Source organism: Pseudarthrobacter sp. MDT1-56, assembly GCF_059383555.1.
In genome coordinates this window covers 96674-123242 of record NZ_JBWZCK010000012.1, presented here as the reverse complement: position 1 = coordinate 123242, position 26569 = coordinate 96674, and the positions used below count along the sequence as shown (strand labels likewise).

The window sequence follows — 26569 nt, the reverse complement described above, 5'->3', positions numbered from 1 at the left end:
GAGTCCCATAACTCTTCGATAAAGGCCCGTCCCCGCAGCCGCGCGGGGCGGGCCTTGCTGTCTATCCTGAACGAGTTAGCTGCAGTTCCGGGGAAGCGGGCTACGCCCATCAGCCGTCCGCCGAGCAAGGATTTCCGTGGCAATCGCAGAATACGACGTCGTCATCAAGCGGGATGCCATGAGCGTGTATGACTTCCTGCTCGACGCCCGCAACCTGCCGGCCTGGCGTGCCGGTGTCAGCAGCATCGAACTGGAATCGGGCGCCGCCGGAACCAAGGGAGCCGTGTACCGGCAGACCGTCACCGGCCCCGGCGGACGCGCCATCTGCGGAGATTTCGAGATCACCGAGGCGCGGCCCGGGGCGGAAATCCAGTACCGGGGTCTGGGCGGGCCGGAGCGGACGCGCGGCGGCTACTACCTGAGCACGGAAGGCGGAAGCACCCGCGTCCGCTTCGCCGTGGAATGCGAGCCCCGGGGGCTCCTGGCCCGGCTGAAGTCCCCCCTCCGCCGCCGGATGAAGGCCGAGGTCTGCCAATTGGAGCAGCTCAAGTCGGTGCTGGAAGAACAGGCAGCGCCGTAACGGCAGTGCTGTAACACTCGCCCCGCGCACTTTTGTCCCCGGCGAGTACGGTAATTTTGAGACTGTGCTGATCTCCGACCGCGACATTCGTGCCGAAATTGACTCCCAACGGATCGTTCTGGAGCCGTTTGACCCTGCCATGGTTCAGCCATCGTCGGTTGACGTCCGGATCGACAAATTCTTCCGGCTCTTCGACAACCACAAGTACGCCCATATCGACCCGGCAGAGGAACAGCCCGAGCTGACCCGCCTGGTCGAGGTCGAGTCCGGCGAACCCTTCATCCTCCACCCCGGGGAATTCGTCCTGGGCTCCACCTACGAAACGGTGACGCTTCCCGACGACATCGCCGCCCGGCTTGAGGGCAAGTCCTCGCTGGGCCGGCTGGGCCTGCTCACGCACTCCACGGCAGGGTTCATCGATCCGGGCTTTTCCGGACACGTGACGCTCGAGCTGTCCAATATGGCGACGCTGCCGATCAAGCTGTGGCCGGGCATGAAGATCGGCCAGCTGTGCTTCTTCCGGCTCACTTCCGCCGCCGAGTACCCGTACGGCTCCGGCGAGTACGGCAACCGCTACCAGGGCCAGCGCGGCCCGACGGCGAGCCGCAGCCACTTGAACTTCCACCGCACGGACATCTGAACCCCGTGGCGCGGTAATACCGCGCGCGCTGACGCGCTGCACGGACGCTGGGACCGCGGCCCAGGGCGGAGCTAGACGCCGTCCGCGGTCCGCACCGTGGGCGGTTTCGCCGGCCGGCGCAGCATCGCCACCACCGGCTCGATGAACTTGGCTGCGAGCGGGCCCGTCACGGCCATGATCAGCACGTAGGCGGTGGCCAGGGCCGCGAGCTCCTGGGGCACCACGCCAGAGGCGACAGCAAGGCCGGCAATAACGATCGAAAATTCCCCGCGGGCGATCAGGGCGGCGCCGGCGCGGAATTGCCCGGGCCGGCCGATCCCGGCCCGCTTGGCCGCCCAGACCCCCGTGATCATCTTGGTGGCGGCAGTGACGACGGCCAGCAGCAGGGCCCAGCCCAGCACGGGCGGGATGGTGGAGGGGTCTGTGTTGAGGCCGAAGACCACGAAGAAGATCGCAGCGAAAAGGTCCCGCAAGGGCTCCAGGATCCTGGTGGCGCTGTGCGCAGTGGCCCCCGAAATGGCGATTCCGAGCATAAAGGCCCCCACCGCCGCGGACACCTGCATGGCCGCGGCCAGTCCGGCCACGAGCAGCGCGGCCCCGAGCAGGTTGAGCAGGAACACCTCGGAGTTCTCGCTGTGCACGGCCTTTGACACATGGTGCCCGTGGCGCAGTGCCACCAGCAGCACGACGGTGACGACGGCCAGCGAGATCCCTACGGTCTGCAGTCCCATCACGAAGCTGACGCCGGCCAGGGTCGCGGTCAGGATCGGCAGGTAAACCGCCATGGCCAGGTCCTCGAACACGAGGATCGAGAGCACCACCGGGGTCTCGCGGTTGCCGATCCGGCCCAGGTCCGTGATCACCTTCGCCGCGATCCCCGAGGACGAAATGTAGGTGACCCCGCCCATCACCATCGCTCCCACGACCCCCCAGCCCAGCAGGACCGCCAGCAGGGCACCCGGCAGGAAGTTCAGGACGAGGTCCAGGACGCCGGCCTGCCAGGAGCGGCGCAGACCCGTGACCAGCTCGGCGGCTGTATATTCCAATCCGAGCATAAGCAGGAGAAGAATGACGCCGATCTCGCTCGAAAGATGGGCGAACTCCTGCATACCCTCAAGTTTCACAATCCCGCCGGCACCGAAGAACAGCCCTCCGACGAGGTACAACGGGATAGGAGACATGCCGATCCGCCCCGCCAGCCTCGCCAGCAAGCCGAGGCAAAAGACGACGGCCCCGAGTTCAATCAGGGTCAGTGCAAGCGGATCCATGCCGTCAGCCGTTGCGCAGGATGCCGGCTGCTGTGTCGAGGCCTTCTTGCGTTCCTACTGCCACGAGGAGATCGCCGCGTTGCATGACCACGTCCGGTCCCGGCGAGGGGAGTACTTCGCCTTCGCGCATGATGGCCACAATCGAGGCACCGCTCCTGGTCCGGATGCGGGCCTTGCCCATCGGCTGGCCACGGAAGGGCGAATCGGGCCCGATGGAGAACTGCCGGGTGACGATTCCCGGGACCTCGCGGTGGGCTTCGGAAAGCTGCATGGCCAGCCGTTGGCCGCCCAGCAGGTTCCCCAGCGCAGCGGCTTCATCGGCGGTCAGCGGGATGGACGCCTGGCAGGTGTCCGGGTCGTCCCACGTGGAGACGATCAGCTCGGTTTGGCCTTCGCGGTATTCCACGACGCCGATCCGCCGCCCGGAGGCGGTCATGAAATCCTTGCGCCGGCCCAGCCCCGGCAGTTCCGTTTCATCCACGTTCATGCCTCCAGCCTAGTGCGCCGGACGGCTTTCCGGGCAGCTTCAGGCCGCGGGGACCACCGCGATGTCGGTCTTGTCCGGTGCCTTGACCGGGAGCAGGAGCAATAGCCCGGCCAGCAGCACCACCATGATGCCGAGGATGCCCCAACGCTGCGCCTCGCCGGGCTCGACCAGCGGGGCGGCGACGGCGATGCACAGCGTGAAGAGTGCAGGGGCCAGGAAGCTGACGGCCCGGCCTGTGGTGGCGTACAGCCCGAACAGCTCGCCGGACTCGCCGTGCGGGGCGAGCCGGGCCAGATAGGCCCGCGAGGAGGACTGCGCCGGCCCCACGAAGAGGCACAGGAACAGGCCGAAGATCCAGAACGTGGTAGTGCCCGCCCACTCCATGCCGAAGAAGGACTGGTTCGCGTTGCCAAGGACCAGAATCATCGACCCGGCGATCAGCAGGCCCACCAGCGACCCGATGATGACCGACTTGGGCCCGATCCGGTCGTCGAGGAAGCCGCCCAAAATGGCGCCCACGGCGGCGACGACGTTCCCGAAGATCGCGAAGAAGATGACGTCCTTGAGTTCGAAGCCGAACGTGCCGGCGGCGATGATGCCGCCAAAGGTGAACACCGCGGCCAGCCCGTCCCGGAACACGGCACTGGCGAGCAGGAAGTAGATGGTGTGCGGGCTGGTCCGGTAGATCGCTTTGATCCGCCGCACCAGCAGGCCGTAGGAAGCCAGCAATCCCAGACCGGCGCCCTGCTTGGTCCTGGGAAGCTCCGGCACGGCGAACAACACTGGCAACGCGAAGATGAAGAACCACAAGGCCGAGAACACCGCGACCAGGCGGATGTTCAGGCCGTCCTCCGTCGAGGCGCCGAACCAGTCGAAGCTGGGCTGGACGAAGAGCTGGAGCACAATTAGCAGCGCTGCGATCCCGCCGAGGTACCCCATGCCCCAGCCGAAGCCGCTGACCTTGCCGATGTTCTCCCGGGTGGAGATCTGGGCGAGCATGGCGTTGTAGTTCACACCGGCAAACTCGAAAAACACATTCGCCAGCGCGATCAGCGTCACGCCGAGCAGCAGGAACTCCGGACGCGGGAAGACGAAGAAACACAGCGCGGTCAGGAGCGCCACCGCGGCAGTATTGACCCCCAGCCAGAGCTTCCGGCGCCCCCCGGTGTCCGAGCGCTGCCCGGTGACAGGGGCCAGCAGCGCGATGGCGGCACCGGCGATGGCCAGTGCGCCGCCCAGGACCGCGGAGGCCTGGTCCTCGCCGCCGAAGGCATTGGAGGTCAGGTACACAGTAAAGACGAACGTGGTCATGACCGCGTTGAAGGCAGCCGAGCCCCAGTCCCAGGCTGCCCACGCGAGGATGCGGCCCTTGTGGGTGACCTGGCTTCCGGATTCCAGTTCCGAGGCGGGACGCATGGCCTCGGGGGCAGCAGCGGAGTTCATAGCGTGAATATTATCCGCAGGGCGTCGAGGTCTCGGCGCACCGTGCGAAAAGAATTTGTCCACGCTTGGTAAACTGTCCGGACTGAACCTAACGAATGCCCCGCCTGCTCCAACTTTTTGACAATCGAATTCCTGACGTTGCGGAGATACCAGTGATCACAGTCCTTGCCGTGCACTTTGCGGTGGCTGCTGTGACGCCATTTCTCTTCCGGAAGTTCGGCCGGAATTCGTTTTACGCCCTCGCGGCGGTACCCGCAGGCTCCTTCGTCTGGCTGCTCCTGCAGCACGGCGCCGTCTACTCCGGCCCTGGAGAAGCCCAGGGCGGCGGTGGTGCCGGCACGGGACTGGCCGAGGTCCTGCCCTGGATCCCCGAGCTGAAAATTGAGCTTGCCTTCCGGTTGGACGCCCTGGCCTGGATTATGTCCCTGCTCGTCCTGGGCGTGGGGGCGCTGGTCCTGGTCTATTGCGCCCGGTACTTCAAGGACAAGGACGACTACCTCGGCGGATTCGGTGCCCAGCTGCTGGCCTTCGCCGGGGTGATGTTCGGCCTGGTGACGGCAGATGACCTGCTCCTGCTGTTCATCTTCTGGGAACTGACCACGGTCCTGTCCTACCTGCTGATCGGCTACGCCCGGACCAGGCTCTCAGCGCGGCGTTCCGCCTTGCAGGCCCTCATCGTGACCACCGCCGGCGGCCTGGCCATGCTGGTGGGTCTGATCATCCTCGGCTTCACCGCCGGGACCTACCGGATCTCGATGCTCCTCGAGCTGGCGCCCGGCCTCGTCACCGGGCCCGCCGCGGGAGCCGTGGGCGCCGCCGTCGTACTCATTCTGATCGGTGCGATCACCAAATCGGCCCTCGTCCCGTTCCACTTCTGGCTCCCCGGCGCCATGGCGGCCCCCACCCCGGTGAGCGCCTACCTGCATGCCGCGGCCATGGTGAAGGCCGGTATCTACCTCGTGGCACGGCTGGCGCCGGGATTCGCGGATACCGCGTTCTGGTTGCCGGTGGTCCTCGGCCTCGGCCTCGCCACGATGCTGGTCGGCGGCTACCGGGCGCTGCGGCAGACCGATATCAAGCTCATCCTGGCCTACGGCACGGTCAGCCAGCTCGGCTTCCTGACCATGGTGGTGGGCCTCGGCAAACCCGATGCGGCGCTGGCCGGCCTTGCCCTGCTCCTCGCCCACGGACTGTTCAAAGCCACCCTCTTCCTGGTGGTTGGGATCATTGACCACCAGGCCGGAACGCGTGACATCCGCAAGCTCTCGGGCGTCTACCGTTCCGCCCGCGGCCTCGCCATCGTGGCCGCCGTCGGCGCCGCATCGATGGCCGGCATCCCGCCGCTGGCCGGCTTCGTCGCGAAGGAATCGGTCTTCGAAGCCTTCGTCCACTACAGCGCCGAGCCCGCCGCCGGCCCGTGGGGGCTGGTGGTCCTGCTCGGCCTGGTCCTGGGCTCCATCCTGACCTTCGCCTACAGTGCACGGTTTATGTGGGGCGCCTTCGCCGTCAAATCCGGCGTCGAGCCCACCCCGTTCACACCGATCAAACCGGCGTTCCTGGCCGCCCCCGCCATCCTGAGCCTCCTGACCATCGTCTACGGGCTGTGGCCGGCCCCCGCCGACGGCTGGATCCAGCCCTACGCGGCGTTGTTCGTGCCCGACGGCGAGGACCCGGCGGACGCCGCCGGACACCTGGCGCTGTGGCACGGCCTGACCCCGGCCCTGGGACTGACCGCCATCACCTTCGCCCTCGGCCTGGCCATGTTCTACGGCCGCAACGCGGTCTCCCGGCTCCAGGGGCTGGTCCCCGGCTGGATCGACGGCGACCGCAGCTACCAGCTGACCATAGGTGCGCTCGACGACGCCGCGGTCTGGATCACCGGCCGGACCCAGCGCGGCTCGCTGTACTTCTACCTGACCGTCATCCTCACCGTGGCGTTCGTCCTGCCGCTCACCGCGCTGGTGCTGGCCAACAAACCGCTGCCGCAGGACCTCTACTTCATTGACCCCAACTCCCCGCTGCAGGTCGTCGTGGGTGCCGGAATTGTGATCGGGGCGCTGGCAGCGGTCCGCGCCAACAAGCGCTTCCTGGCCGTGCTGATGGTCTCCGTCACCGGCTACGGCATTGCCTTGATGTTCGCGCTGCAGGGCGCCCCGGACCTCGCGCTGACCCAGATGCTGGTGGAATCCATCATCCTGGTGGCCTTCGTCCTGGCCATGCGCAGCCTCCCGGCCGAACTGCGCGACCGAACCGGCGGGAAGTACCGGGTGGTGCGTGTGATCATCGGCGCCGCCTTCGGCGTCACCATGGTGTTTGTCGCCATCTACGCCCTCGGCGCCCGGGTGGCCACGCCCGTATCGCTCGAATTCCCCAAGCTGGCCTACGAGGGCGGCGGCGGACTGAACATTGTGAACGTGACCCTGGTGGACATCCGCGCCTGGGACACCTTCGGGGAGATCGCGGTGCTGGCCCTGGCGGCCACCGGCGTCGCCAGCCTGATCTTCGTCCGGGGCCGCGGCGAGGGGATCCGGGCCTCCTCCACCGTGGCCGAGGGGACCGTCGGACGCCGAAACGCCGCTACCGGCCGCGGGAACACCCGTGACGATGCCACACTGGCCATGAGCCGCCGGTTCGCGGCCTCCAGCCGGGACGCCTGGCTCGTAGCCGGCCGGACCATGGCGCCGGAGCGCCGTTCCATCATCTTCGAAGTCGTCACACGGCTGGTCTTCCACTCCATCATCGTCTTCTCCATCTACCTGCTGCTGGCGGGCCACAACACCCCCGGCGGCGGCTTCGCCGGCGGCCTCACCGCCGGGCTGGCGCTCACCGTCCGCTACCTCGCCGGCGGCCGGTTCGAGCTGCGCGAAGCCACCCCGATCAGCGCCGGCACCCTGCTGGGCTTCGGCCTCGCCACCGCGGCCGCCTCGGGTTTGGTGCCGCTGCTGCTCGGCGGCCAGGTGTTCCAGAGCGCCATCATCGAGTTCTGGCTGCCGGTCTTCGGCGACGTCAAGTTCGTCACCTCCACGATCTTCGACATCGGCGTTTACATAGTCGTCGTCGGCCTGGTGCTGGACGTGCTGCGCAGCCTCGGCGCCGAAATCGACGAACACTTCGAGGAACACCCGGAGGTACATGCCGACGAGCAGACCGACGGGCAGGCCGACGGGCAGGAAACCGGCGGGATTCCGGCCGAAACCACAGCCGGGGGGCAAGCATGAGCGTCAACCTGACCCTGCTGACGGTCATGGGCGCCCTCTACGCGTGCGGCATCTACCTGATCCTGGAACGCAGCCTGACCCGGGTCCTGCTGGGCCTGATGCTTCTCGCGAACGCCACCAACCTGCTGATCCTCGCCACCGGCGGCTACGCCGGCCTGGCACCGATGTACAGCAAGGACACCGCCGCGGGTGAGTACAACGATCCGCTGCCGCAGGCCCTGATCCTCACCTCGATCGTGATCTCCTTCGCCGTCACGGCATTTATGCTCGGCATCATCTACCGGACCTGGGTGCTGGCCCGCGAGGATGAGATCCAGGACGACGCCGAGGACCGCCGTGTCGCGAAGACTCCCAGCTTCGACGTCGAGGACGACTCCGTGATCCCGGTGGAGACCTCCGAGTTCCCCCTGACCATGATCGGCTCGGACGGCCAAGCCGTGTCCGACGTTCCCGACGGCGCCGAGGCCACGGTCAAGGTCGCCGACCGCAAGCTGGACGCCGAGGAAGCCGCCTCGGAAGAACAGCCCGGATCCCTGAATGTTGCCCCACCCAAGGAAGGAGGCGGACAGTGAACATTGCCAGTTTCGCCCCGCTCGCCGTCCTCCTTCCCATCCTCGGCGCTGCCCTGACCTTCCTGCTGATCCGGCACTCACGGGCTCAACGGACAGTAAGCATCGCGCTGCTGTCCCTGACGCTGCTGCTGGAGTGCTGGCTGCTGGCCTCCGTCTGGGACGGCGGAACGGCGGCGGTCAACATTGGCGGCTGGCTCCCGCCGTGGGGCATCGTGATGGTGGTGGACCAGTTCTCCTCGCTGATGCTGGTGGTCTCCTCCTCCGTGAGCCTCGCCGTGCTGATTTACGCCACCGGGCAGGGCATGGCCGACGGCGACCGGGACGCGCCGGTCTCGATCTTCCACCCCACCTACCTGATCCTGGTGGCCGGGGTGTCCAACGCCTTCCTCTCCGGGGACCTGTTCAACCTCTACGTGGGGTTCGAGATCCTGCTGACCGCCAGCTATGTGCTGATGACACTCGGCGGGACCGGGCCGAGGATCCGGGCCGGTGTGACCTACGTGGTGGTCTCCGTGGTGTCCTCGGTGCTCTTCCTGATCGCGATCGCGATGATCTACGGCGCCACCGGCACCATCAACATGGCCGACCTCGCCATCAAGCTCGCGGACCTGGACCAGGGCACGCAGAACCTGCTGCACGTGATGCTCCTGGTGGCGTTCGGCATCAAAGCGGCCGTGTTTCCGCTGTCCTTCTGGCTCCCGGACTCCTACCCGACGGCGCCCGCCCCGGTCACGGCGGTGTTCGCCGGCCTGCTCACCAAGGTGGGCGTCTACGCGATCGTCCGCACCGAAACACTGCTGTTCCCGGGTGACACGTTCAATACCCCGCTGATGGTCGCGGCCCTGCTGACCATGATCGTGGGGATCCTGGGCGCCCTGGCCCAGAGCGACATCAAACGACTCCTGTCTTTCACCCTGGTCAGCCACATCGGCTATATGGTGTTCGGCCTCGCAATGTCCTCGGTGGCCGGGCTGGGCGCCGCCGTCTTCTACGTGGCGCACCACATCACCATCCAGACCAGCCTGTTCCTGGTGACCGGCCTGATCGAACGCCGCGGCGGCAGTTCCTCGATGGACCGCGTCGCCGGGCTCGCGAAGCTGTCCCCGCTGCTGGCGGTGCTGTTCTTCGTCCCGGCCATGAACCTGGCCGGCATCCCGCCGTTCTCCGGCTTCCTGGGCAAGCTGGGGCTGCTGCAGGCCGGTGTCCAGCTGGGAACCCCGCTGGCTTGTGCCCTCGTGATCGGCGGGGTGCTGACCAGCCTGCTGACCCTGCTGGCCATCGCGCGCGTCTGGAACCGCGCCTTCTGGCGCAAGCCCGAGGACGCCGAACACCCCGATCCGGTGCTGCTGGCCGCCCCCGAGGATTCGGCCACGGGGGACCGGGCCGGCAAGACCAACGTCACCCTGCTGCCGCGGACCATGGTGGGCTCCACCCTGGGCCTGGTCATCTTCGGCGTCGGGCTGACCATCTTCGCCGGTCCGCTGTACAAGGTGGCGGACCAGTCCGCCGTGGACATGCTCGACCGGACCTCGTACATCCAGGCGGTCCTTGGCCAGGAAGCCCAGGTTCCTGCGATCGCTCAGCCCGAGCCGCCGGTGGTGTCCAAATGAGCCGGAAACGGATCTCGCTGCGGCAGGAACTCCCGCTGCTGGTATGGCTTGTGATTGTCTGGGTTGCCCTCTGGCGGGACTTCAGCCCCGGGAACCTGCTCTTCGGCGCCCTCATTGCCGTCCTGGTGGCCCGGCTGTTCTACCTGCCGCCGGTGGAACTCGGCGGGCGCTTCAACGTGCTCCGGGCAGTTCCGTTCGCCTTGATGTTCCTGGCGAAAGTGGCGGCAGCGAGCTTCCAGGTCCTGTACCTGGCCGTGGTCACCGGCCCCAAGGTGATCAGCGCCGTCGTCGCCGTCCCGCTCCGGAGCCACTCCGACCTGCTGGTCACCGCGACCGGCCACATCACCGCACTGATCCCCGGTTCGCTGGTCGTGGAGGTGGACCGCTCCACGTCCACGCTCTACATCCACGGCATCAACATCCGCGACGCCGCCGACGCCGCGCAGCTGCGCAAGGACGTCCGCAACACGGAGGCCGGACTGATCAGGATCATGGGCACCAAAGCCGAACTGTCCGCACTCAACCAGGAGGTGGCGGCATGATGCAGCTGGTCCTGACCGTCACCGCCGTGGTGCTCTCCCTGGCTGCCGGCGGCGCCATTATCCGGATCGCGCGCGGCCCGTCACTGCTGGACCGGGTGCTCGCCGCGGACGTGCTGCTGGCGATCGTGGGCGCCGCCTTGTGCATCGACATGGCTGCGAACCGGCACCTGAACAGCCTCATGCTGCTGGTGGCGGTGTCCCTCATCGGGTTCGTCGGCTCCGTCACGGTCGCCCGCTTCGTTGCCGACCGTCGGGAGAAGACCAGTGAATCCTGAGACATTTTCCGCCGATACCGTGATCGACGCTGTCTCGGCGGTCTTTATGGTGGTCGGCGCCCTGATGTCCCTCGCCGCGGCGTTGGGCCTGCTCCGCTTCCCGGACCTCATGACCCGCATGCACGCAGCCACCAAGCCGCAGGTGCTGGGGCTGTTCCTGCTGCTCTTCGCGCTGGGCCTGCAGATGCGCACCTGGTGGGTGTGGCCGGTGCTGGTGGTGGCGTGGATCTTCCAGCTGCTCACCGTGCCGGTGTCCGCGCATATGGTCGGCCGGGCCGGTTACCGGACAAAGCACCTGCACCCGGAGCTGCTCAGCACAGATGAACTGGAGGCAGTGGTGCAGCAGGCGGCCGGCAAACGCGGTTTTACCGACGACGACGGCGACGCGGCCACCGACGGGCGCTGAGGGCTAGACGATGCGCCCTAAACCAGGTCCTGGGATTTGGCGAAGCGGGTGATCGCGCGCTGGGTGCCGCGGTTGGCGAGGACCTGGATGATCGCGCTGACAGACGCCGAGACCAGCGCGAAGGTCAGGGCCGAGCGAAGCGTGGTGGGCACATCGTCGTCGTGGCCCTTGGGCGGCCTGTTGCCCGTGGATTTCTCCCAGACGGTGTCAACGAGCTTGGTGCCAACAAAGCCGGCGAGCAGGCTGATGCCGGTGCCGAGCAGCTTGATGAAGATGTTCATACTTCGGACTCCTTGTGGGAGGAAACAGGGCTTCCCCTAGCCTAGCGTTCCTGGCCAGGCGGTTCAGCCAGGGACGCGGGACCCGCCGGGATCCCGGACTGGATCCCGGGCGGGCCGGGACCAACGCCCCTGTCCGGCGGGTCCGGCCCGGTCCTACCTTCGAGCATGGACCAGCCCAAAACCCGACCGCGGGGCCACGCCTCGCCGCCCACCGCCCCTACGACCGACGGCCAGACCTGGCGGCGGCTCTATTTCTGGGCCGGCATCGCCTCGGCGCTCTTCGTGGCGCTGCTGATCCTCGCCCTGGTCCTGGACTTCGCCGCCCCGCCCCCGGTCCACGGGGGCTCCGAGACGCTGGAATTCATTGCGGGGAACAAGGGGGTCTACCTCGCCGAGCAGCTGCTGTGGATTGTGCCGAACATCCTGCCGGTGCTGGTGTTCGTGGCCCTGTTTGCGGCGCTCGCCCCGCTGGATAAGAGCCTGGCCCTGCTGGCCACCGTCATCGGCGGCCTGTCGTGGGCGCTGATCCTCGCCGTCCCGGTCACCAGCCGGGGCTCCCTGGTGCTCGTGTACCTCAGCGACCGTTACACCGCGGCCGGCGATGATGCAGCCCGGCTCCGTTACGCGACCGCCGCCGAGGCCATCGTTGCGGAGAACAACACCCCCGCCGTCGTCGGCGTCCTGTCAGCGCTTGGCATCCTGCTGATCTCCGTCGTCATGCTCAAAGGTGTGCTGCCGCGGACCCTGGGTTGGCTCGGGATCGCCACCGGCGGCCTGGGCGTCGTCGCGGAGGCGCTGCGCGACGCGGTTCCGGAGTTCTACTGGGGTTACGGGGTGCTGTTATGGGTCTGGTTCGTGGCAGTTGGGCTGGCCCTGATCCGGCTGGCCGCGCGGACACCCCGGAGCAGCGGCAGCTCCGGCAGGCTAGTCTGACCGCGCGGAGCGGCCGAGGATTTCCGACAGGGCCTCGACCACCAGCTCATGGTCGGCTTTCTGCGGCAGTCCGGAGACCGTGACGGTGGCGACCATCCCCGTTCCGCGCAGATAAATGGGGAAGGCACCGCCGTGCGCGGCGAACTCCTGCTGGTCGAACCATTCGTTGTCCTCTATCCTTCCTCCGGCGGCCCGGGCCCGGAGACCGACCAGCAGCGACGGGACTTCGTACCGCACGGCTGTGCGCTGTTTGGCCCTGATCCAGCGTTCGTTGTCCGGGGTGGCGCCCTCCAGCGCCGCATGGAAAAGCACCTGCTCGCCTTTGGTGATGTCGATGGCGATCGGGTGGGACCGTTGCCGGCCGAGTTCAACCAGGAGGAGCCCGAGGTCCAGGGCGTCGTCCTTGCTGAAGGACCTGAACTGCAGCTCATCCATTTCCGCCAGGATGCGGCCGATGAGCGCACCCAGGGAACCGTGCGGCTGCGGTTCCGCCGAGTCCGGGTCGTAGTCGGGGGAGGGCACTGGTGAGTTGGTCAAATGATTCAGCTTCCGTTAGTTCACCGCCGTTGATGGCCGGCCGGCCGCGGCGTCCGGCGTTCCCGTGCTTTGCCGACTCTACCAAGCGGGCCGTTCCGGGTCACCGGCGCGGGCACCGGCGGATTGTGACGGCCGGCCCCGGAAAACAACGCTCCACGGGTGTAAACTGGGCCACGCCCACAAGGGCGATATTTAGATACGACAGGGGAGCGCCGCCGTCGGGCATCACCGGAGGAATCCGGGGAAACCACAGGTGGGCGCTGAGAGTGCGGACAGCCGCAGACCCTCGAACCTGATCCGGTTAGTACCGGCGCAAGGGAGTCGAGTTCTCAGAGTGCGCGGGGTGGCGGAGGAAGCTGCGGGCCCCGGGTCACTCTCCCCTCCTGTTCCTCAGGAGGACGATATGACTGACACATCAGCCGAGCACACACCTGCCAAGCAAGAACCTGCCAACCACGAACCCGCCAGGCATCAACCTGCCACCACGCCCGCCCGACGCAGCCATAACTGGCGTGTAGTGGACATTGTGGTGGCCGCGTTGATCGCGGTGGCCGGCGGCGTGATCTTCTGGGCCTGGTCCCAGGGCGCCAACATCATTTCCGCCCCCGTCAACGCGTTCTACCCGCCGCTCACCGGGCTTTACGCCGGCGGCTGGATGATCCCCGCGGTGCTGGGCATGCTCATCATCCGCAAGCCGGGCGCAGCGCTGTTCTGCGAAGCCGTGGCCGCCACCGGCGAGCTGATCATGGGCTCGCAGTACGGCACCACGGTGCTCATCTCCGGCCTGCTGCAGGGTCTTGGCGCCGAACTGGTCTTCGCCGCCTTCATGTACAGGAAGTTCAACCTTCCGGTGTCCCTGCTCGCCGGTGCCGGGGCGGGCCTGTTCTGCGGTCTGAATGATTCATTCCTGCCCTGGGGCTGGAACATCGCCTACGCCGGCGGCGACAAGCTCGCGTACATCATTTTCACTGCCATCTCCGGCGCCGTGATCGCCGGCGGGCTGTCCTGGCTCGCCACCCGCGGCCTGGCCCGGACCGGCGTGCTGAGTTCCTTCGCCTCCCGCAAGGCCGCCACGGAGCCCGTCTGACGTCCGCACACTGACCATGACATCCTCAGATACAGTACGCCCGGCCACAATCGCCGCCCGCGGCTGGGGCTGGCGGCACGCCGGCCGGTCCCGGCCCGCCGTCAGCGGCCTGGACCTGGACATCCGGCCCGGGGAGCGCGTGCTGCTGCTGGGACCCTCGGGTGCCGGCAAATCCACGCTGCTCCACGCCCTGGCCGGGGTGCTCGGCGACAGCTCCGCGGGCGGCGCTGAGCACGCGCCTGGCCCCGCGGCGGACCCCGAGGACGCGGACGAGACCGGCAGCCTGCTCATCGACGGCGCCCCGCCGCGGTCCCGGCGGGGCCGGGCCGGGCTGATGCAGCAGGACCCGGAGACCCAGGTGGTGCTCTCTCGCCTCGGCGACGACGTCGCCTTCGGCGCGGAAAACCTCTCCGTGCCCCCGGGGGATATCTGGTCACGGGTAGCGGAAGCGCTCGACGACGTCGGGCTGGGCCGGCTGCCGCTGGACCACCCGACGTCCGCGCTCTCCGGCGGGCAGAAGCAGCGCCTGGCGCTCGCCGGCATCCTGGCGATGCGCCCCGGGCTGATCCTGCTCGACGAACCCACCGCCAATCTGGATCCGGCCGGCGTCCTGGAAGTCCGCGACGCCGTCGGCCGCTGCCTGGAGAAGACCGGAGCCACCCTGGTGGTGGTGGAGCACCGGGTTTCGGTCTGGAAGGAGCTGGTGGACCGGATTGTGGTGCTGCAGCCGGGATCGGCCACGGACTCCGCCGTCCTGGTCGACGGGCCGCCGGACCAGGTCCTGGCGCAGGCACGGGACATGCTCACCGCGGCAGGAGTCTGGGTGCCGGGGTACGTCCCGCAGACCCGGGCGCGCGGGGGCGCGCGGGATGCCGGCACGTCCGGCGCATTGGGAGGGATCGCACCCGGTGCCAGCACCGCGGGGCGTCTGCTGCTGGCCGCGGAAAACCTGGCCGTGTCGCGCGAACGGCCGCGGCGGGCCGGTCTGCGCGGCGGCTTCCGGCCCATCCCGCCGCAGCCCGTGCAGTCCGGTATCACGGCCCAGGTCCGGGCCGGGGAGGCCCTGACCATCACCGGCCCCAACGGCTCGGGGAAGTCCACCTTCGCCCTTACGCTCGCCGGCCTGCTCGCACCCGTGTCCGGCACGGTTTCGGCCACGCTGGAGCTCAGCGCCGGTGCCGGGATCGATCCGTACCGGTGGAAGGCGCAGCAGCTGATCGCCAGGATCGGCACCGTGTTCCAGGAACCCGAGCACCAGTTCGTCACCGGGCGGGTGCTCGATGAGCTGATGTTCGGGCCCCGGCACCTGGGCCGCGGCGAGGAGCGCGTGGACGAACTGCTGGAGCGGCTGCGGCTCACGGAGCTGGTGGACGCCAACCCCTACACGCTCTCGGGCGGCGAAAAACGGCGCCTGTCGGTGGCCACCGTCCTCGCCGCGCATCCCCAGGTGCTCGTCCTGGACGAACCCACGTTCGGCCAGGACGCCAACACCTGGGCGGAACTGGCTTCCTTCCTCTCCGAACTGCTCGACGACGGCACCGCCGTCGTGTCCGTGACGCACGATGCCGAATTCAGCGAGGTCCTGGGCGGCACCGAGTTGAGCCTCCGGGCCCCTGAACACCAGGAACCCGGGAAGGTCGCCGCGCCATGAGGCAGGAACTGACCCTGCGCGGCAACCATGCCCTGCTGACCCGCGCCAACCCGCTGGCAAAGTTCGCCGCCGTGATGCTCATCACGATGGTGCTGGCACTGTCCATCGACTGGGTGTCGGCCTCGGTGGCCCTGGCCTTCGAGCTGGCGATCCTTCCGCTGGCCGGGCTGACTCTTGGCCTGCTCTGGCAGCGCGGCTGGCCGCTGATCCTGGCCGCCGCACTGGGCGGTTGGAGCACCACGATCCTGGCGCCGGACAGCGGGAGCATCCTGTTGGACGCCAGGATCTGGTCCATCAGCGAAGGATCCCTTGAGCTCGGGCTGGGGTTCATGCTCCGCGGCCTGGCCATTGCCCTGCCAGCAGTGCTGCTGATGAGCTGCACGGACCCCACGGACCTGGCCGACGCCCTCGCGCAGAAGGCGAAGCTGCCGCACCGCTTCGTCCTCGGGACGCTGGCCGCGATGCGGCTGGTGGGGCTTATGGCCGAAGAATGGCAGACCATCGGCATGGCACGCCGTGCCCGCGGCGTGGGCTCCCACGGGAGTCCGCTGCAGCGGCTCCGCGCCACCCTGGGGCAGAGCTTCGGGCTGCTGGTGCAGGCTGTCCGGCGCGCCTCCCGGCTCGCGGTCACCATGGAGGCCCGGGGCTTCGGCGGCGCGCACCGGACCTGGGCCCGGACATCGACGTTCAGCGGGGTGGACGCCTGGGTGCTGCTGGGAGGGGTGCTGATTGCCGGCGCCGCCGTCGCCGCCTCGCTCGCAGCGGGGACCTGGAACATGGTCTTCCTCGCACGGCAGTAGCGGCCGTTATCGCACGACGCGGGTATTTCTGTGAGATTCGAGGCGTTGCGCCCGGAATGACGGGGAAAAATAAATCATCCGTGATATTTTTCGGGTATGACTTACGAGACTGCTGAAGAAGTCGGAGCCCTGCTCCGCGACGCCCGTGGCCAGAAAGGCTGGACCCAGGGGCAGCTCGCCGCCGAGCTGGGAACCAGCCAGAGCGCGATTGCCCGCATGGAACAGGGCAAGCAGAACCTGAGCCTGAAAATGATCCAGCGGCTCGAGTCCATCTTCGGCCGGAGCATCGTCAAGGTGGGCCGGCCGGCCATGACGCACCTCCGGGTCGAGGGCGGCCGCACCCTGTCCGGCTCCGTCGACGTCAACAGCAGCAAGAACGCCGGCGTCGCCCTGCTCTGCGCCAGCCTGATCAACCGCGGCACCACCACCCTGCGGCGGCTCGCCCGGATCGAAGAAGTCAACCGGATCGTCGAGGTGCTGACCAGCATCGGCGTCGAATGCACCTGGCTCAACGCCAACGACCTGCAGATCCGCCGCCCGGCCGTGCTGGACCTCGACTCGATGGACGTCGAGGCGGCCCGCCGGACCCGCAGCGTCATCATGCTGCTGGGCCCGCTCCTGGACGAATCCAGCGAGTACCGGCTGCCCTACGCCGGCGGCTGCGACCTTGGCACCCGCACCGTGCAGCCGCACATGCAGGCGCTGCGCCAGTTCGGCCTCAGCGTCGACGCCACGGCCGGCTTCTACGCCGTGCAGGCGCCGCCGTCGGACGGGCGCGACCGCTCCTTCGTGCTCAGCGAACGCGGCGACACCGTCACCGAGAACGCCATTATGGCCGCCGCGCACCGCAGCGGCACCACCGTGATCCGCAACGCCAGCCCCAACTACATGGTGCAGGATCTCTGCTTCTACCTGCAGATGCTCGGCGTCGGGATCGAGGGCGTGGGAACCACCACGCTGAAGATCACCGGGCGCCCCGCCGTCGACGCCGACATCGAATACTTCCCGTCCGAGGACCCGATCGAGGCGATGAGCCTGATCACCGCCGGCATCGTCACGAACTCGGAAGTGACCATCCGGCGCGTCCCGATCGAATTCATGGAAATCGAACTCGCGACGCTGGAACAGATGGGCCAGCGGCTGGAGGTCTCCGGCGAGTACCTGGCCCGGAACGGGCGCACCCGGCTGGTGGACGTCACCACCAGGACCTCGGAACTGCGCGCCCCCGAGGACAAGATCCACCCCATGCCGTTCCCCGGGCTGAACATCGACAACCTGCCGTTCTTCGCGGTCATCGCCGCGACTGCCCAGGGCCAGACGATGATCCACGACTGGGTCTATGACAACCGGGCGATCTACCTGACCGAACTGAACAAGCTCGGCGCCCAGGTGCAGCTGCTGGACCCGCACCGGATCTACGTCAATGGACCCACCAAGTGGCGTGCGGCCGAGGTGGGCTGCCCGCCGGCACTCCGGCCCGCGGCCTGCCTGCTGCTGGCGATGCTGGCCGCCCGCGGCGTCTCGGAACTGCGCAACATCTATGTGATCGAGCGCGGCTACGAGGACCTGGCCGAGCGGCTCAACACCCTCGGCGCGAAGATCGAGTACTTCCAAGACTGAATCCGCCGAACCCGCTGAACCCGCCCGGGTCCAAGGCCCCCGAGCGTTTCGGCGGATCGTGTCGCACAATAGAGACATGCGCACCTTCGGCGTGGAGGAAGAACTGCTGATAGTGGACCCGGAAACGGGGATGCTGCTGGCCCTCGCCGGCGTTATGCTGCCCAGCCTGGTCCCGCCCAGGCAGGACGCGGGCCCGGTCGACCCGGCACGGCTGCATGACATCGGCGAGGGCACCGATTTCAGCTATGAACTCAAATTGGAACAGATCGAAACCCAGACGCGGCCGTGCCTGGACTACACCGAACTGCTCCGGCAGCTCAACCACGGCCGGGCCCACGCGGACCAAGCCGCCCAGGTGCACGGCGGCCGCGTCGCCGCCCTCGCCACCTCGCCGCAGGGCTCCGCCACCCACCTGACGCCGAATCAGCGCTATCTGACCATGCAGCAGCGCTTCGGACTCACGGTCCGGAACCAGCTGACCTGCGGACTGCACGTCCATACCTTCGTGGAGTCTCCGGAGGAAGGCGTGGCCGTGATGGACCGGATCCGCGACAAGCTCGCCGTGCTGATCGCCCTCAGCGCGAACTCCCCCTACTGGAACGGCGCGGAGACAGGATTCGAAAGCTACCGCACCCAGGCGTGGAACCGCTGGCCGGGGTCGGGTCCCACGATGATCTTCGGCAGCCTGCCGGTCTACCGGCGACTGGTGACCCGGCTGGTGGAAAGCAACGTCCTGATGGACGAGGGAATGGTCTACTTCGACGCGCGGCTGTGCCGGAATCATCCAACCGTGGAGATCCGGGTCGCCGATGTCTGCCTGCGCGCCGAGGACGCGGCGCTGATCGCCGTGCTGGTGCGCGCGCTCGTGGAATCGGCGTCCCGGGAATGGAACGACGGCGTCGACCCCGCCCCGGTGCCGACGCTGCTGCTGCGGATGGCGGCCTGGCAGGCCAGCAACTGCGGACTGCGCGGGCAGCTGCTGGACTTCGGGACCTTCACCCCGGCCCCGGCCGCGGAGGTGGTCCACGCACTGGTGGATTTCGTCGCACCGGTGCTGGCCGAACAGGGCGAGCTGGAGCTGGTGCGGGCGGGCGTCGGCCGGATCCTGGCGGAGGGCACCGGGTCGCAGCTGCAGCGGGAGCCGTACCACGCAGGCGGCCTGGCCGCCGTCGTCGAACGGGCCGTCGAAGTGACCCTGCGGGGAACCGTCACCGGGGACCTCACCGACGGGGACTCATCCCTGGGCCGGGTCCGCCGCGGCTGACCCACCGCGGGCCGGAACAGTCCTAGACCTGCTTCATCGCCTGGCCGAGGTCGCGGGTCAGGTCCTCAATGTCCTCAAGGCCCACGGAGAGGCGCACCACGCCGTCACTGAGCCCGATCGCCGCCCGGCCCCCGGGCCCCATGGCGCGGTGCGTGGTGGTGGCCGGGTGGGTGACCAAGGACTTCGAATCGCCCAGGTTGTTGGAGATGTCGATGATCCGCAGCGCATCCAGCAGCGCGAACGCGGCCTCTTTCGCCGAACGCCCGGCGGACGGGGAGAGCTCAAAGGTCAGCACGGTGCCGCCGGCCTTCATCTGCCGGGCAGCCAGATCGTACTGCGGATGGGACGGCAGCAGCGGGTACCTGACCCAGCTGACCGCGGGCTGTTCCTCCAGCCATTCGGCCAGCCGCAGCGCGGAGGCGGAGGAGTGGTTCACGCGCAAGGCCATGGTCTCCAGCCCTTTGGTCAGCACCCAGGCGTTGAAGGCGGAAAGGGCCGGGCCGGTGTGGCGCATGAGCTGCTTGACCGGGCCCTCGATGAACTCCTTGGTGCCCAGGATCGCCCCGCCGAGCACCCGGCCCTGGCCGTCGATGTGCTTGGTTCCCGAATACACGATCACATCGGCGCCGAGCTCCCCGCAGCGCTGCAGCAGGGGGGTGGCGAAGACATTGTCCACGACGACCGTCGCCCCGGCGGCGTGCGCCAGCCCGCTCACGGCGGCGATGTCCACGATTTCCTGCATCGGGTTCGACGGCGACTCGAAGAAGACCGCCGTCGTGGGCTCCGACAGCGCCGACCGCCACTGCTCCAGGTCCGGGCCGTCCACAAAGACCGTCTCGACGCCCCAGCGGGGAAGGATTTCGTTGAGGATCACGAAGCAGGATCCGAACAGCGAACGGGCCGCGACCACCCGGTCGCCGGCGGCCAGCAGGGCCCCGAGGGCAGTGAAGACCGCGGACATGCCCGAGGCGGTCGCGAAGCAGGCCTCGGTGCCTTCGAGCAGCCGGAGCCGTTCCTGGAAAGTGGCCACCGAGGGGTTGCCGTAGCGGGAGTAAACGAAGCGCTCGTCCTCGCCGGTGAAGGCGCGCTCCGCGGCGGCCGCGGATTCGTAGACGAAGCCGGAGTTCAGGAAGACCGGTTCGGACGTTTCCTGGAAACCGGTGCGGTCGAGTCCGCCGCGGACGGCCTGGGTGTCGGCGCTCCAGCCGGCGGCATCAGGGTTGAAGGTCACTTAGTGCTCTCCGAGGTTGGTGGGCAGGCCGCGGTTCTTCCAGCCGTTGACAGTGCGCTCGCCGTGGCGGTCCGGTTCGCCTTCGAAGCCCTCAAGAATGTTGTAGGAAATGAAACCGGCGTCCGTCGCGGCAATCGCCGCGGCGATGGACCGGGCGCCGGACCGGCAAAGGAAGACCAGTTCGGTGCCTTCGCCCTCGGGAGCCTGGAGTTTCAGTTGCTCAACGAACTGGGAATTGGGGACGCCGCCGGCCAGGTTCCACTGGATGAAGAGCGGATCGTTCCGCTTGGTGCCCGCGGCCGCGGTGTCGGGGATGCCGATGTGGGCCCATTCGCCCTCGGTGCGGACGTCCACCAGGATGGCGCCCTTCTCCAGCTTGGCCCAGGCCTCCTGCGGGCTGAGGTCCCCGGCGTAGCTCACGCGTGGCCCTCGCCGTCGAACTCGAGGTCATCAACGGCGTTGGCGACGGCGGCATCGGCGCTGGCGATCGCCGCCGGCAGCACGACGGCCTGCGCCACGATGACGCTGCTGCCGTTGAAGGTGGCGGTCGGGCTGCCGTGCAGCACGTAGCCCTCGGCGAGGGCGGCCGAGACGCGCTCACAGAAGGCGCGGTCATCGGGGCCGGAAAACAGGCGGTAGGCCAGTTTTTCCTCGGCGGCACCGGGGACTGCGGGGGACGGGGCGGGTGCTGTCCCGGGGACAGCGGGGGCGGACGCGTCAGGCACGACGGATCTCCTATCTTTCACGCTTGCAGCTCGAATGGTCGATATGCCGAGTATTCACCTGAGGCACCCCGCCGCGAAAGGGAGGGTTGCCGACCGGCAAGTCAGGGCTTGGCGCCGGTTCTCATTACTCACCAAAAAACGTAACACCTGCAACGCCGGCCTGCATCGCCGCCGTCGTCATGTTAAGTAACGCTCCGCCCCGCAACGCGGGGGAGGGGAGGACTACTCGATTGTGGCGTAGAGCGCGTTGAGCTCTGCGGTGAGTTGCCGGCGCAGCTCGGGGGTGCCGATCTCTTTGCCATCGATGTGGTTGACGGGTGCGAGCAGCCGGATGCTGGAGATCAGCCAGACGGCGTCGGCGTCGTACAGGTCTCGGGGCTCCAGCGGGCCGTAGCCCAGCTCCCAGCCGGCGGCCTTGGCCGCGATGAACAAGGCACCCTGCGACGTGCCGGGCAGGATCCCGCTGTCGAGCTGGGGCGTTATCAGCCGCCGGACGGTGCGCACCCCGCCGGCACCGTCGTCGGACGTCTCCAGGTGCGCGAGCAACACAGTCGAGGTCGGACCCTCCAGCACCCGGCCGTCCGCGGAGGTGAAAATTACGTCGTCCGCGCCCTGGGCATGCGCGTAGCGGAGCGCGGCCATGTTGACGGCGTAGGACAGCGTCTTGGCGCCCATGAGCAGCCACGGGGCCCGTTCCCCGATGTCGCTGTCATAGCCGCGGTCCAGCAGGATGACGTCGACGCCGGTCTCGCGCTGGCGCCTCCCGGCGGGCCCGGGGGCGGAGGCCTGGACCCAGCAGGTGGGCGTGCCCGCACCTTCGACGCCGCGGGTCACGAGGAGCTTGACCACGAGTTCGTCGTCCTCGACGGTCCCGGCGCCCGGCACGTGCTGGCGCCGGAATTCGCCGATCGCCGTCTCGATGGCCCGGCGCCAGGTTTCCTCCGCAGGGATGTCCAGCTCCAGCAGCCGGGCCGACCCGGCCAGCCGGTCCAGGTGCGCCTGGAGCTTGCGGGGCTGCCCGCCCACGGCCAGCAGCGACTCGAAGACCCCGTCGCCGCGCGTCGCGCCCTGGTCCGTCGCCATCAGCTGCGGCCTGGTGGCATCGGCCAGACGGCCGCCGTCGAACGCCGGATCCAGGAAGACCAGCACCGGGACAGGGGCGGGGGCGGCAGCATGAGAAGTCATGGCTTCAGCTTAGTGCGGCGGGCTGCGGGATAGGATTTGACCGTTGCCCGTTCCGGAACTCTTCCGCGGGTCTGGAACTTGAGGGGTTCGTCTGTGTTGTGGCCATTTTCCCTGGCGGAAACTCTCCCGTCCTGGGTGATCCTGATCCTGACCGTGGTTGACCTCGCCATCCGGGTCCTGGCCCTCGGCATTATCCCCGGAAACCGCCGTCCCACCACGGCCATGGCCTGGCTCCTGATCATCTTCTTCGTTCCGGCCGTCGGCCTGGTCCTCTTCCTGCTCTTCGGCAACTTCCGGCTCTCCCGCAAGCGCCGGGCGCAGCAGGACGCCGTGAACACCCGGGTACGCGCCGGGGCCTCCGATCTGGCGATGGTGGAAAGCCGCTACGAGGGCCCGGAATGGGTGTCCTCAGCGGCGGAACTGAACAAGACCCTGGGCTCGCTGCCGATGGTCGACGGCAACCACGTGGAGCTCCTGCCCGGCTACCCGGACTCGATCAAGGCGATGGCGGCTGCCGTCCGGGAGGCGAAGTCGTTCGTCAACGCCGAGTTCTACATCCTGAGCTCGGACCACGTCACGGACGAGCTGTTGACCGAGATGGAGAAGGCGGCCGAACGCGGTGTCGAAGTCCGCCTCCTGTTCGACCACCTGGGGACCCTGCGCATCCAGGGCTACAGCAAGCTGATCGCCCGGCTCAAGGCCAGCAAGATCCGCTGGCGGCCCATGCTTCCGCTGCGGCCCGTGCACGGGCAGTGGCGGCGGCCGGACCTGCGGAACCACCGCAAGATCATGGTGATCGATGGTGAGATCGCCTTCACCGGGTCGCAGAACCTGATCGAGCCCTCCTACAACAACTCCCGGCACCGCAAGATCGGCCGCGAGTGGGTCGAGCTGATGGCCTGCCTGCGCGGACCGATCGTCACCACGCTCAACGTCGTCTTCGCCACCGACTGGCTCAGTGAAACCGACGAATCCCTCGAGGGCCAGCTAGCGCACCGGCCCGAACTGCACGCCGGAAACATCACCGCCCAGGTGGTGCCCAGCGGCCCCGGCTTCATCACCGAAAACAACCTGCGGCTCTTCAACACGCTGATTTACTCGGCGCAGCGCAAGATCTCGATCTGCAGCCCGTACTTCGTCCCCGATGATTCGCTGCTGTACGCGGTGACGACGGCGGCGCAGCGCGGGGTCGACGTCGAGCTCTTCGTCTCCGAAAAGGGCGACCAGTTCCTGGTCCACCACGCCCAGCAGTCCTACTATGAGGCGCTGCTGGAAGCCGGGGTGCGGATCTACCTGTACAAGGCCCCGTTCGTGCTGCACGCCAAGCACTTCACCATCGACAACGAGGTGGCCGTGCTGGGCTCCAGCAACATGGATATGCGCTCCTTCTCGCTGAACCTCGAGGTCTCGGTGATGCTTCTGGGCGAGGACATCGTGCAGCGGATCAGCGCCGTCGAGGACACGTACCGGGGCATTTCGCGCGAACTGACGCTCGATGACTGGATGAAGCGGCCGATGGGGGTCAAATACGTGGACAACGTCGCCCGGCTGACGGCGACCTTGCAGTAACCGGCGTCAGCCGGGCGGGAACTCCGCGCCAAGCGCCGAGAGGACCCCGAAGGCCTTGGTCCGGATCTCCTCGTACTCCTCCTCCGGCGAGGAATCCGCGGTGATCGCTCCGCCGACGCCGAGGCTGAGCCCGGTGCCGCCTCCGGCCTGTGCCGTGAGGACGAGGGTGCGGATCGCAACCGCCAGGTCGGTCGCGCCGTTGAGCGAGAAATAGCCGATCGCGCCGGAGTACACACCCCGGGGTGCGCCCTCGAGCCGGTCCAGGATGGCCATGGTGCTGACCTTGGGGGCGCCGGTCATGGAACCGGCCGGGAAGCAGGCCGCGACGGCCTCGGCCCGCGGCATCCCGGGCCGAAGCCGGGCATCGATGGTGCTCACCATCTGGTGGACCGTGGCGTAGCTTTCGATCGCGCAGAGCCGGCTGACCGTCACCGAGCCGGGGACGGCGAAGTGGCTGAGATCGTTGCGCAGCAGGTCCACAATCATGATGTTCTCGGCGCGGTCCTTCGGGGAGGACTCAAGCTCGTGCCGCAGCAGCGCGTCCCGTGCGGGATCCGCGTCCCGGTGCCGGGTGCCCTTGATCGGCTCCGCGCGCATCCCGCCGTCGGCCGTGATCCGCAGGAAACGCTCCGGCGAGGTGCTCGCCACGGTGAGGTCCCCGAACCGCAGGTAACTCGCGAACGGGGCGGGATTCCTGCGGCGCAGCGCCATGTAGGCCTGCCGCGGGTCCAAGGAGCCGGCCGGCAGTTCCGCTGCCAGGGCGGTGGTCAGGCAGACCTCGTACGTGTTGCCCTCGGCGATCTCGTGCTGGGCCAGGGTGATTTTGGATTTGTAGGAGACTTCCGAATCCCGCGCGGAGAAGTCCGGGCCATGGCCGGGGGCGGATGGTTCGACGGCGTCGCTGCCGCCGGCTGCCGCCGCCGGTCCGGATGATGTCCCGGTGGCGGCGCGGGCGGCCTCCAGCCAGTCGCCGGCGTCCGCGGTGTCCAGGGCCAGCAGCCAGACCGTGCCTTCACCATGGTCCAGCACCACGGCACGGCCGGCGAACAGCAGGCTGGCGTCGGGGGATACGGCCGTGACGTCGCTGCCGCCGGTCTCACGTTTGAGTTCGTAGCCGAGGTAGCCCAGCCAGCCCAAGGTGAAATCGCAGGGGTAGTCATCCGGGGCGCGGAGGTCACTGCGGCCCCAGACACCGTCGAGCCAGCGGAAGAACGGACCCTCGGTCCTGACGCTGGCGTTGCCGACACTCACGCGGGTGGTGCCCGAAATGTGCCGGACCGACTGGCCGAACGGGCCGCCGTCGTCGGCCAGGATGCTGAAGCGGCTCCGCTCCGCCGCCACGCTGCCGTCCGGCGCCAAGGAGGAATCGAGCCAGACGGCATTGACGGAGCGGCCGAAGAGCGATTCGAACAGCCGGGCCGGGTCAGGGACCGCGGAGATCTTCTCGGCGCGGAGCTGGAGGCCCCGGCGGGCGCCAAGCTCGGGGAGGAGCGCCGGTGCCAGTGCCGGAAGGTATTGGAGCGCCTGCAGCACTTCCGCGGGAGCGGCGCCGTCAGCAAGGTTGAGCACCCGGATATCGGCGTGGGCGGGAACGTCGTCCCCGGAAAGCCACGCCTGCTCCTGGGCGGCCCACTCATCCCAGAAGGGTTCGTAGCTTTCACCGTCGCGGGCCAGGGCCCTGCTGCGCCGATCGTGTTCGGGGGAATCGGCCCAGACCACCGCGGCCAGGAAAGGACGGGCGGCCTCCGCGGCGGCGCCTACGCCCTCCACCAGGACGATTTCGGCGGGCTGGGTGGTGCGGGTGTCGCCGTCGTAATGCGCCTTCCAGTCCCAGCTGACCCATTCGGCCGGATCGCCGCGGTGCAGCGGGGCCAGCACGGTCGAGACGTAGCGTTCAATGCCGGCCGCAAGGCCGTTCCAGCCGGGGTAGATGTCCTCAAGATGGAAGAGGGAAACCTTGTGGTGTTCGCGGAGCCGTGCCGCCAGTTCGATCGCCAGGGTGGTCTTGCCTGCGCCGGATCGTCCGTCGATGGCGATGATGACGGGTGCGGGACTCATGAACTAGAGCGTACCGGCTGCCCAGCGGTGCCGGGGTGTTGCCCGTCCGGCGGTGGTCGCCGGGCGAGCTCCGCCCGGACGTGCGCCACGATCCCGGGAAGCGCGGCGTTGATCAGCGTCCAGGTCAGGTCGAAGTCCGCGTGGCCGCCGTACCAGGGGTCTTCAATGCCCTGGTCCAGGGGGTCCTTGCCCGCGACGGCCGGGTCAAAGCTGCGCAGCATCCTGATCTTGGACAGCGATTCGCGGTCCGGCGCCGCCTGCTGCAGCCAGCCGAAATGGTCCACATCCAAAGCCAGGATGAGTTCGCGGGTCTGGAACCATTCCGCCCGCCATTCGCGCGCCACGTGGTGGTCCGAGGGAATGCTGTGGGCGGTGAGCTTGCGGGCGGCCCGCGGGTCAATCGGGCGGCCCACCTCGTAGGCCGTGGTTCCTGCCGAGTCCACAATGGCGCCGGCCAGACCCTCGGCGGCGATGGCCTCCGCCAGCATCAGCGCGGCCATCGGGGACCGGCAGATGTTACCGGTGCAGACCGCGATGATGCGGTACGGGCTCGACATTGAGGGCATAGTGCAAGCATGAATCATGCG

Annotated in this window: 26 protein-coding genes and 2 riboswitches; of the genes, 15 read left to right on the top strand and 11 right to left on the bottom strand. The window is 68.2% G+C overall.

All coding sequences use genetic code 11. The features are described from left to right. Nucleotides 1-136: 136 nt before the first annotated feature. Both AC50YC_RS16760 and dcd read left to right on the top strand, forming a co-directional pair. On the top strand, nt 137-580 hold the full coding sequence (locus AC50YC_RS16760) for an SRPBCC family protein (RefSeq protein ID WP_494954432.1): 444 nt from the start codon (nt 137-139) through the stop codon (nt 578-580). A gap of 64 nt (nt 581-644) precedes the next feature. Beyond that, entirely contained in the window at nt 645-1220 is a 576-nt protein-coding gene (dcd, locus tag AC50YC_RS16755) for a dCTP deaminase (protein WP_494954431.1), read from the top strand. Between the two features lie 71 nt (nt 1221-1291). Here the strand turns inward: dcd and AC50YC_RS16750 are convergent, their stop codons facing one another. From AC50YC_RS16750 to AC50YC_RS16740, 3 genes are read right to left on the bottom strand one after another with little or no spacing between them, the layout of a single operon-like run. Next, complete coding sequence (locus tag AC50YC_RS16750) at nt 1292-2488, bottom strand: cation:proton antiporter (RefSeq protein WP_494954430.1); 1197 nt, start codon at nt 2486-2488, stop codon at nt 1292-1294. Nucleotides 2489-2492: 4 nt separating this feature from the next. Beyond that, entirely contained in the window at nt 2493-2975 is a 483-nt protein-coding gene (locus AC50YC_RS16745; protein ID WP_494954429.1) for a cation:proton antiporter regulatory subunit, read from the bottom strand. Nucleotides 2976-3014: 39 nt separating this feature from the next. Next, a complete protein-coding gene (locus AC50YC_RS16740; RefSeq protein WP_494954428.1) occupies nt 3015-4418 on the bottom strand; it encodes an MFS transporter in 1404 nt (467 codons plus the stop codon). Between the two features lie 152 nt (nt 4419-4570). Here AC50YC_RS16740 and AC50YC_RS16735 point away from each other — a divergent pair, with 152 nt between their 5' ends. Genes AC50YC_RS16735 through mnhG form a run of 6 tightly spaced genes read left to right on the top strand, consistent with a single transcriptional unit; the run spans nt 4571 to nt 11041 of the window. Next, the gene (locus AC50YC_RS16735; protein ID WP_494954427.1) at nt 4571-7636 is read left to right on the top strand and encodes a Na+/H+ antiporter subunit A; all 3066 of its coding nucleotides are present in this window, start codon (nt 4571-4573) and stop codon (nt 7634-7636) included. Continuing rightward, entirely contained in the window at nt 7633-8208 is a 576-nt protein-coding gene (locus tag AC50YC_RS16730) for a Na(+)/H(+) antiporter subunit C (RefSeq protein WP_494954426.1), read from the top strand. Before AC50YC_RS16735 ends, AC50YC_RS16730 begins: the two co-directional genes overlap by 4 nt. Next, nucleotides 8205-9818 (top strand): Na+/H+ antiporter subunit D, encoded by a 1614-nt coding sequence (locus AC50YC_RS16725; protein WP_494954425.1) that lies wholly within the window; start codon nt 8205-8207, stop codon nt 9816-9818. Before AC50YC_RS16730 ends, AC50YC_RS16725 begins: the two co-directional genes overlap by 4 nt. Then, nucleotides 9815-10360: a Na+/H+ antiporter subunit E gene (locus AC50YC_RS16720; RefSeq protein WP_494954424.1), complete on the top strand. Its 546-nt coding sequence runs from the start codon at nt 9815-9817 to the stop codon at nt 10358-10360. The genes AC50YC_RS16725 and AC50YC_RS16720 overlap by 4 nt, the downstream gene beginning before the upstream one ends. Then, nucleotides 10357-10635 carry an MrpF/PhaF family protein gene (locus tag AC50YC_RS16715; protein WP_494954423.1) on the top strand — a complete coding sequence of 93 codons (279 nt, stop codon included), beginning with the start codon at nt 10357-10359 and terminating at the stop codon, nt 10633-10635. Before AC50YC_RS16720 ends, AC50YC_RS16715 begins: the two co-directional genes overlap by 4 nt. After that, a complete protein-coding gene (gene mnhG / locus AC50YC_RS16710; protein ID WP_494954422.1) occupies nt 10625-11041 on the top strand; it encodes a monovalent cation/H(+) antiporter subunit G in 417 nt (138 codons plus the stop codon). The genes AC50YC_RS16715 and mnhG overlap by 11 nt, the downstream gene beginning before the upstream one ends. Before the next feature lie 17 nt (nt 11042-11058). Here mnhG and AC50YC_RS16705 read toward each other — a convergent pair whose 3' ends face one another. Beyond that, nucleotides 11059-11322 carry a DUF4235 domain-containing protein gene (locus AC50YC_RS16705; RefSeq protein ID WP_494954421.1) on the bottom strand — a complete coding sequence of 88 codons (264 nt, stop codon included), beginning with the start codon at nt 11320-11322 and terminating at the stop codon, nt 11059-11061. A gap of 165 nt (nt 11323-11487) precedes the next feature. On the opposite strand from AC50YC_RS16705, the gene AC50YC_RS16700 reads away from it, so the two are divergent. Continuing rightward, a complete protein-coding gene (locus AC50YC_RS16700) occupies nt 11488-12255 on the top strand; it encodes a DUF4386 family protein (RefSeq protein WP_494954420.1) in 768 nt (255 codons plus the stop codon). On the opposite strand, the gene AC50YC_RS16695 is transcribed toward AC50YC_RS16700, so the two are convergent. Further along, entirely contained in the window at nt 12247-12792 is a 546-nt protein-coding gene (locus tag AC50YC_RS16695; RefSeq protein WP_494954419.1) for a heme-degrading domain-containing protein, read from the bottom strand. The two genes, AC50YC_RS16700 and AC50YC_RS16695, sit on opposite strands and share 9 nt — an antisense overlap. A 193-nt stretch (nt 12793-12985) precedes the next feature. Beyond that, nucleotides 12986-13129: riboswitch (TPP riboswitch) on the top strand. Between the two features lie 66 nt (nt 13130-13195). Here AC50YC_RS16695 and AC50YC_RS16690 point away from each other — a divergent pair. From AC50YC_RS16690 to AC50YC_RS16670, 5 genes are all read left to right on the top strand, one after another. After that, nucleotides 13196-13879 carry an ECF transporter S component gene (locus tag AC50YC_RS16690; protein ID WP_494954418.1) on the top strand — a complete coding sequence of 228 codons (684 nt, stop codon included), beginning with the start codon at nt 13196-13198 and terminating at the stop codon, nt 13877-13879. A 16-nt stretch (nt 13880-13895) separates the two neighbouring features. Beyond that, on the top strand, nt 13896-15530 hold the full coding sequence (locus AC50YC_RS16685; RefSeq protein ID WP_494954417.1) for an ABC transporter ATP-binding protein: 1635 nt from the start codon (nt 13896-13898) through the stop codon (nt 15528-15530). Next, nucleotides 15527-16330 carry an energy-coupling factor transporter transmembrane component T family protein gene (locus AC50YC_RS16680; protein ID WP_494954416.1) on the top strand — a complete coding sequence of 268 codons (804 nt, stop codon included), beginning with the start codon at nt 15527-15529 and terminating at the stop codon, nt 16328-16330. The genes AC50YC_RS16685 and AC50YC_RS16680 overlap by 4 nt, the downstream gene beginning before the upstream one ends. A gap of 96 nt (nt 16331-16426) precedes the next feature. Beyond that, on the top strand, nt 16427-17950 hold the full coding sequence (locus AC50YC_RS16675; protein WP_494954415.1) for a UDP-N-acetylglucosamine 1-carboxyvinyltransferase: 1524 nt from the start codon (nt 16427-16429) through the stop codon (nt 17948-17950). A 76-nt stretch (nt 17951-18026) separates the two neighbouring features. Further along, on the top strand, nt 18027-19214 hold the full coding sequence (locus AC50YC_RS16670) for a glutamate--cysteine ligase 2 (RefSeq protein ID WP_494954414.1): 1188 nt from the start codon (nt 18027-18029) through the stop codon (nt 19212-19214). Nucleotides 19215-19236: 22 nt separating this feature from the next. Here AC50YC_RS16670 and AC50YC_RS16665 read toward each other — a convergent pair whose 3' ends face one another. The 4 genes from AC50YC_RS16665 to AC50YC_RS16650 all read right to left on the bottom strand — a co-directional run bounded on the left by AC50YC_RS16665 (nt 19237) and on the right by AC50YC_RS16650 (nt 22355). Beyond that, nucleotides 19237-20445, bottom strand: coding sequence for an O-succinylhomoserine sulfhydrylase (locus AC50YC_RS16665; RefSeq protein WP_494954413.1), 1209 nt, complete (start codon nt 20443-20445; stop codon nt 19237-19239). After that, nucleotides 20446-20865, bottom strand: a complete 420-nt coding sequence (locus AC50YC_RS16660; protein ID WP_494954412.1) for a rhodanese-like domain-containing protein — start codon at nt 20863-20865, stop codon at nt 20446-20448. Next, nucleotides 20862-21089 carry a DUF1737 domain-containing protein gene (locus AC50YC_RS16655; protein ID WP_494954465.1) on the bottom strand — a complete coding sequence of 76 codons (228 nt, stop codon included), beginning with the start codon at nt 21087-21089 and terminating at the stop codon, nt 20862-20864. Before AC50YC_RS16655 ends, AC50YC_RS16660 begins: the two co-directional genes overlap by 4 nt. 95 nt (nt 21090-21184) lie before the next feature. Next, a riboswitch (SAM riboswitch) is annotated at nt 21185-21299 on the bottom strand. Between the two features lie 93 nt (nt 21300-21392). Then, nucleotides 21393-22355 carry an aminodeoxychorismate lyase gene (locus AC50YC_RS16650; protein ID WP_494954411.1) on the bottom strand — a complete coding sequence of 321 codons (963 nt, stop codon included), beginning with the start codon at nt 22353-22355 and terminating at the stop codon, nt 21393-21395. Between the two features lie 93 nt (nt 22356-22448). Here AC50YC_RS16650 and cls point away from each other — a divergent pair, with 93 nt between their 5' ends. Further along, the gene (gene cls, locus AC50YC_RS16645) at nt 22449-23924 is read left to right on the top strand and encodes a cardiolipin synthase (protein ID WP_494954410.1); all 1476 of its coding nucleotides are present in this window, start codon (nt 22449-22451) and stop codon (nt 23922-23924) included. Between the two features lie 6 nt (nt 23925-23930). Here cls and pabB read toward each other — a convergent pair whose 3' ends face one another. Together pabB and AC50YC_RS16635 are read right to left on the bottom strand one after the other, a co-directional pair. Then, entirely contained in the window at nt 23931-25982 is a 2052-nt protein-coding gene (gene pabB / locus AC50YC_RS16640) for an aminodeoxychorismate synthase component I (protein WP_494954409.1), read from the bottom strand. Next, on the bottom strand, nt 25979-26548 hold the full coding sequence (locus AC50YC_RS16635; RefSeq protein WP_494954408.1) for a low molecular weight protein-tyrosine-phosphatase: 570 nt from the start codon (nt 26546-26548) through the stop codon (nt 25979-25981). The genes pabB and AC50YC_RS16635 overlap by 4 nt, the downstream gene beginning before the upstream one ends. Nucleotides 26549-26569 lie beyond the last annotated feature (21 nt).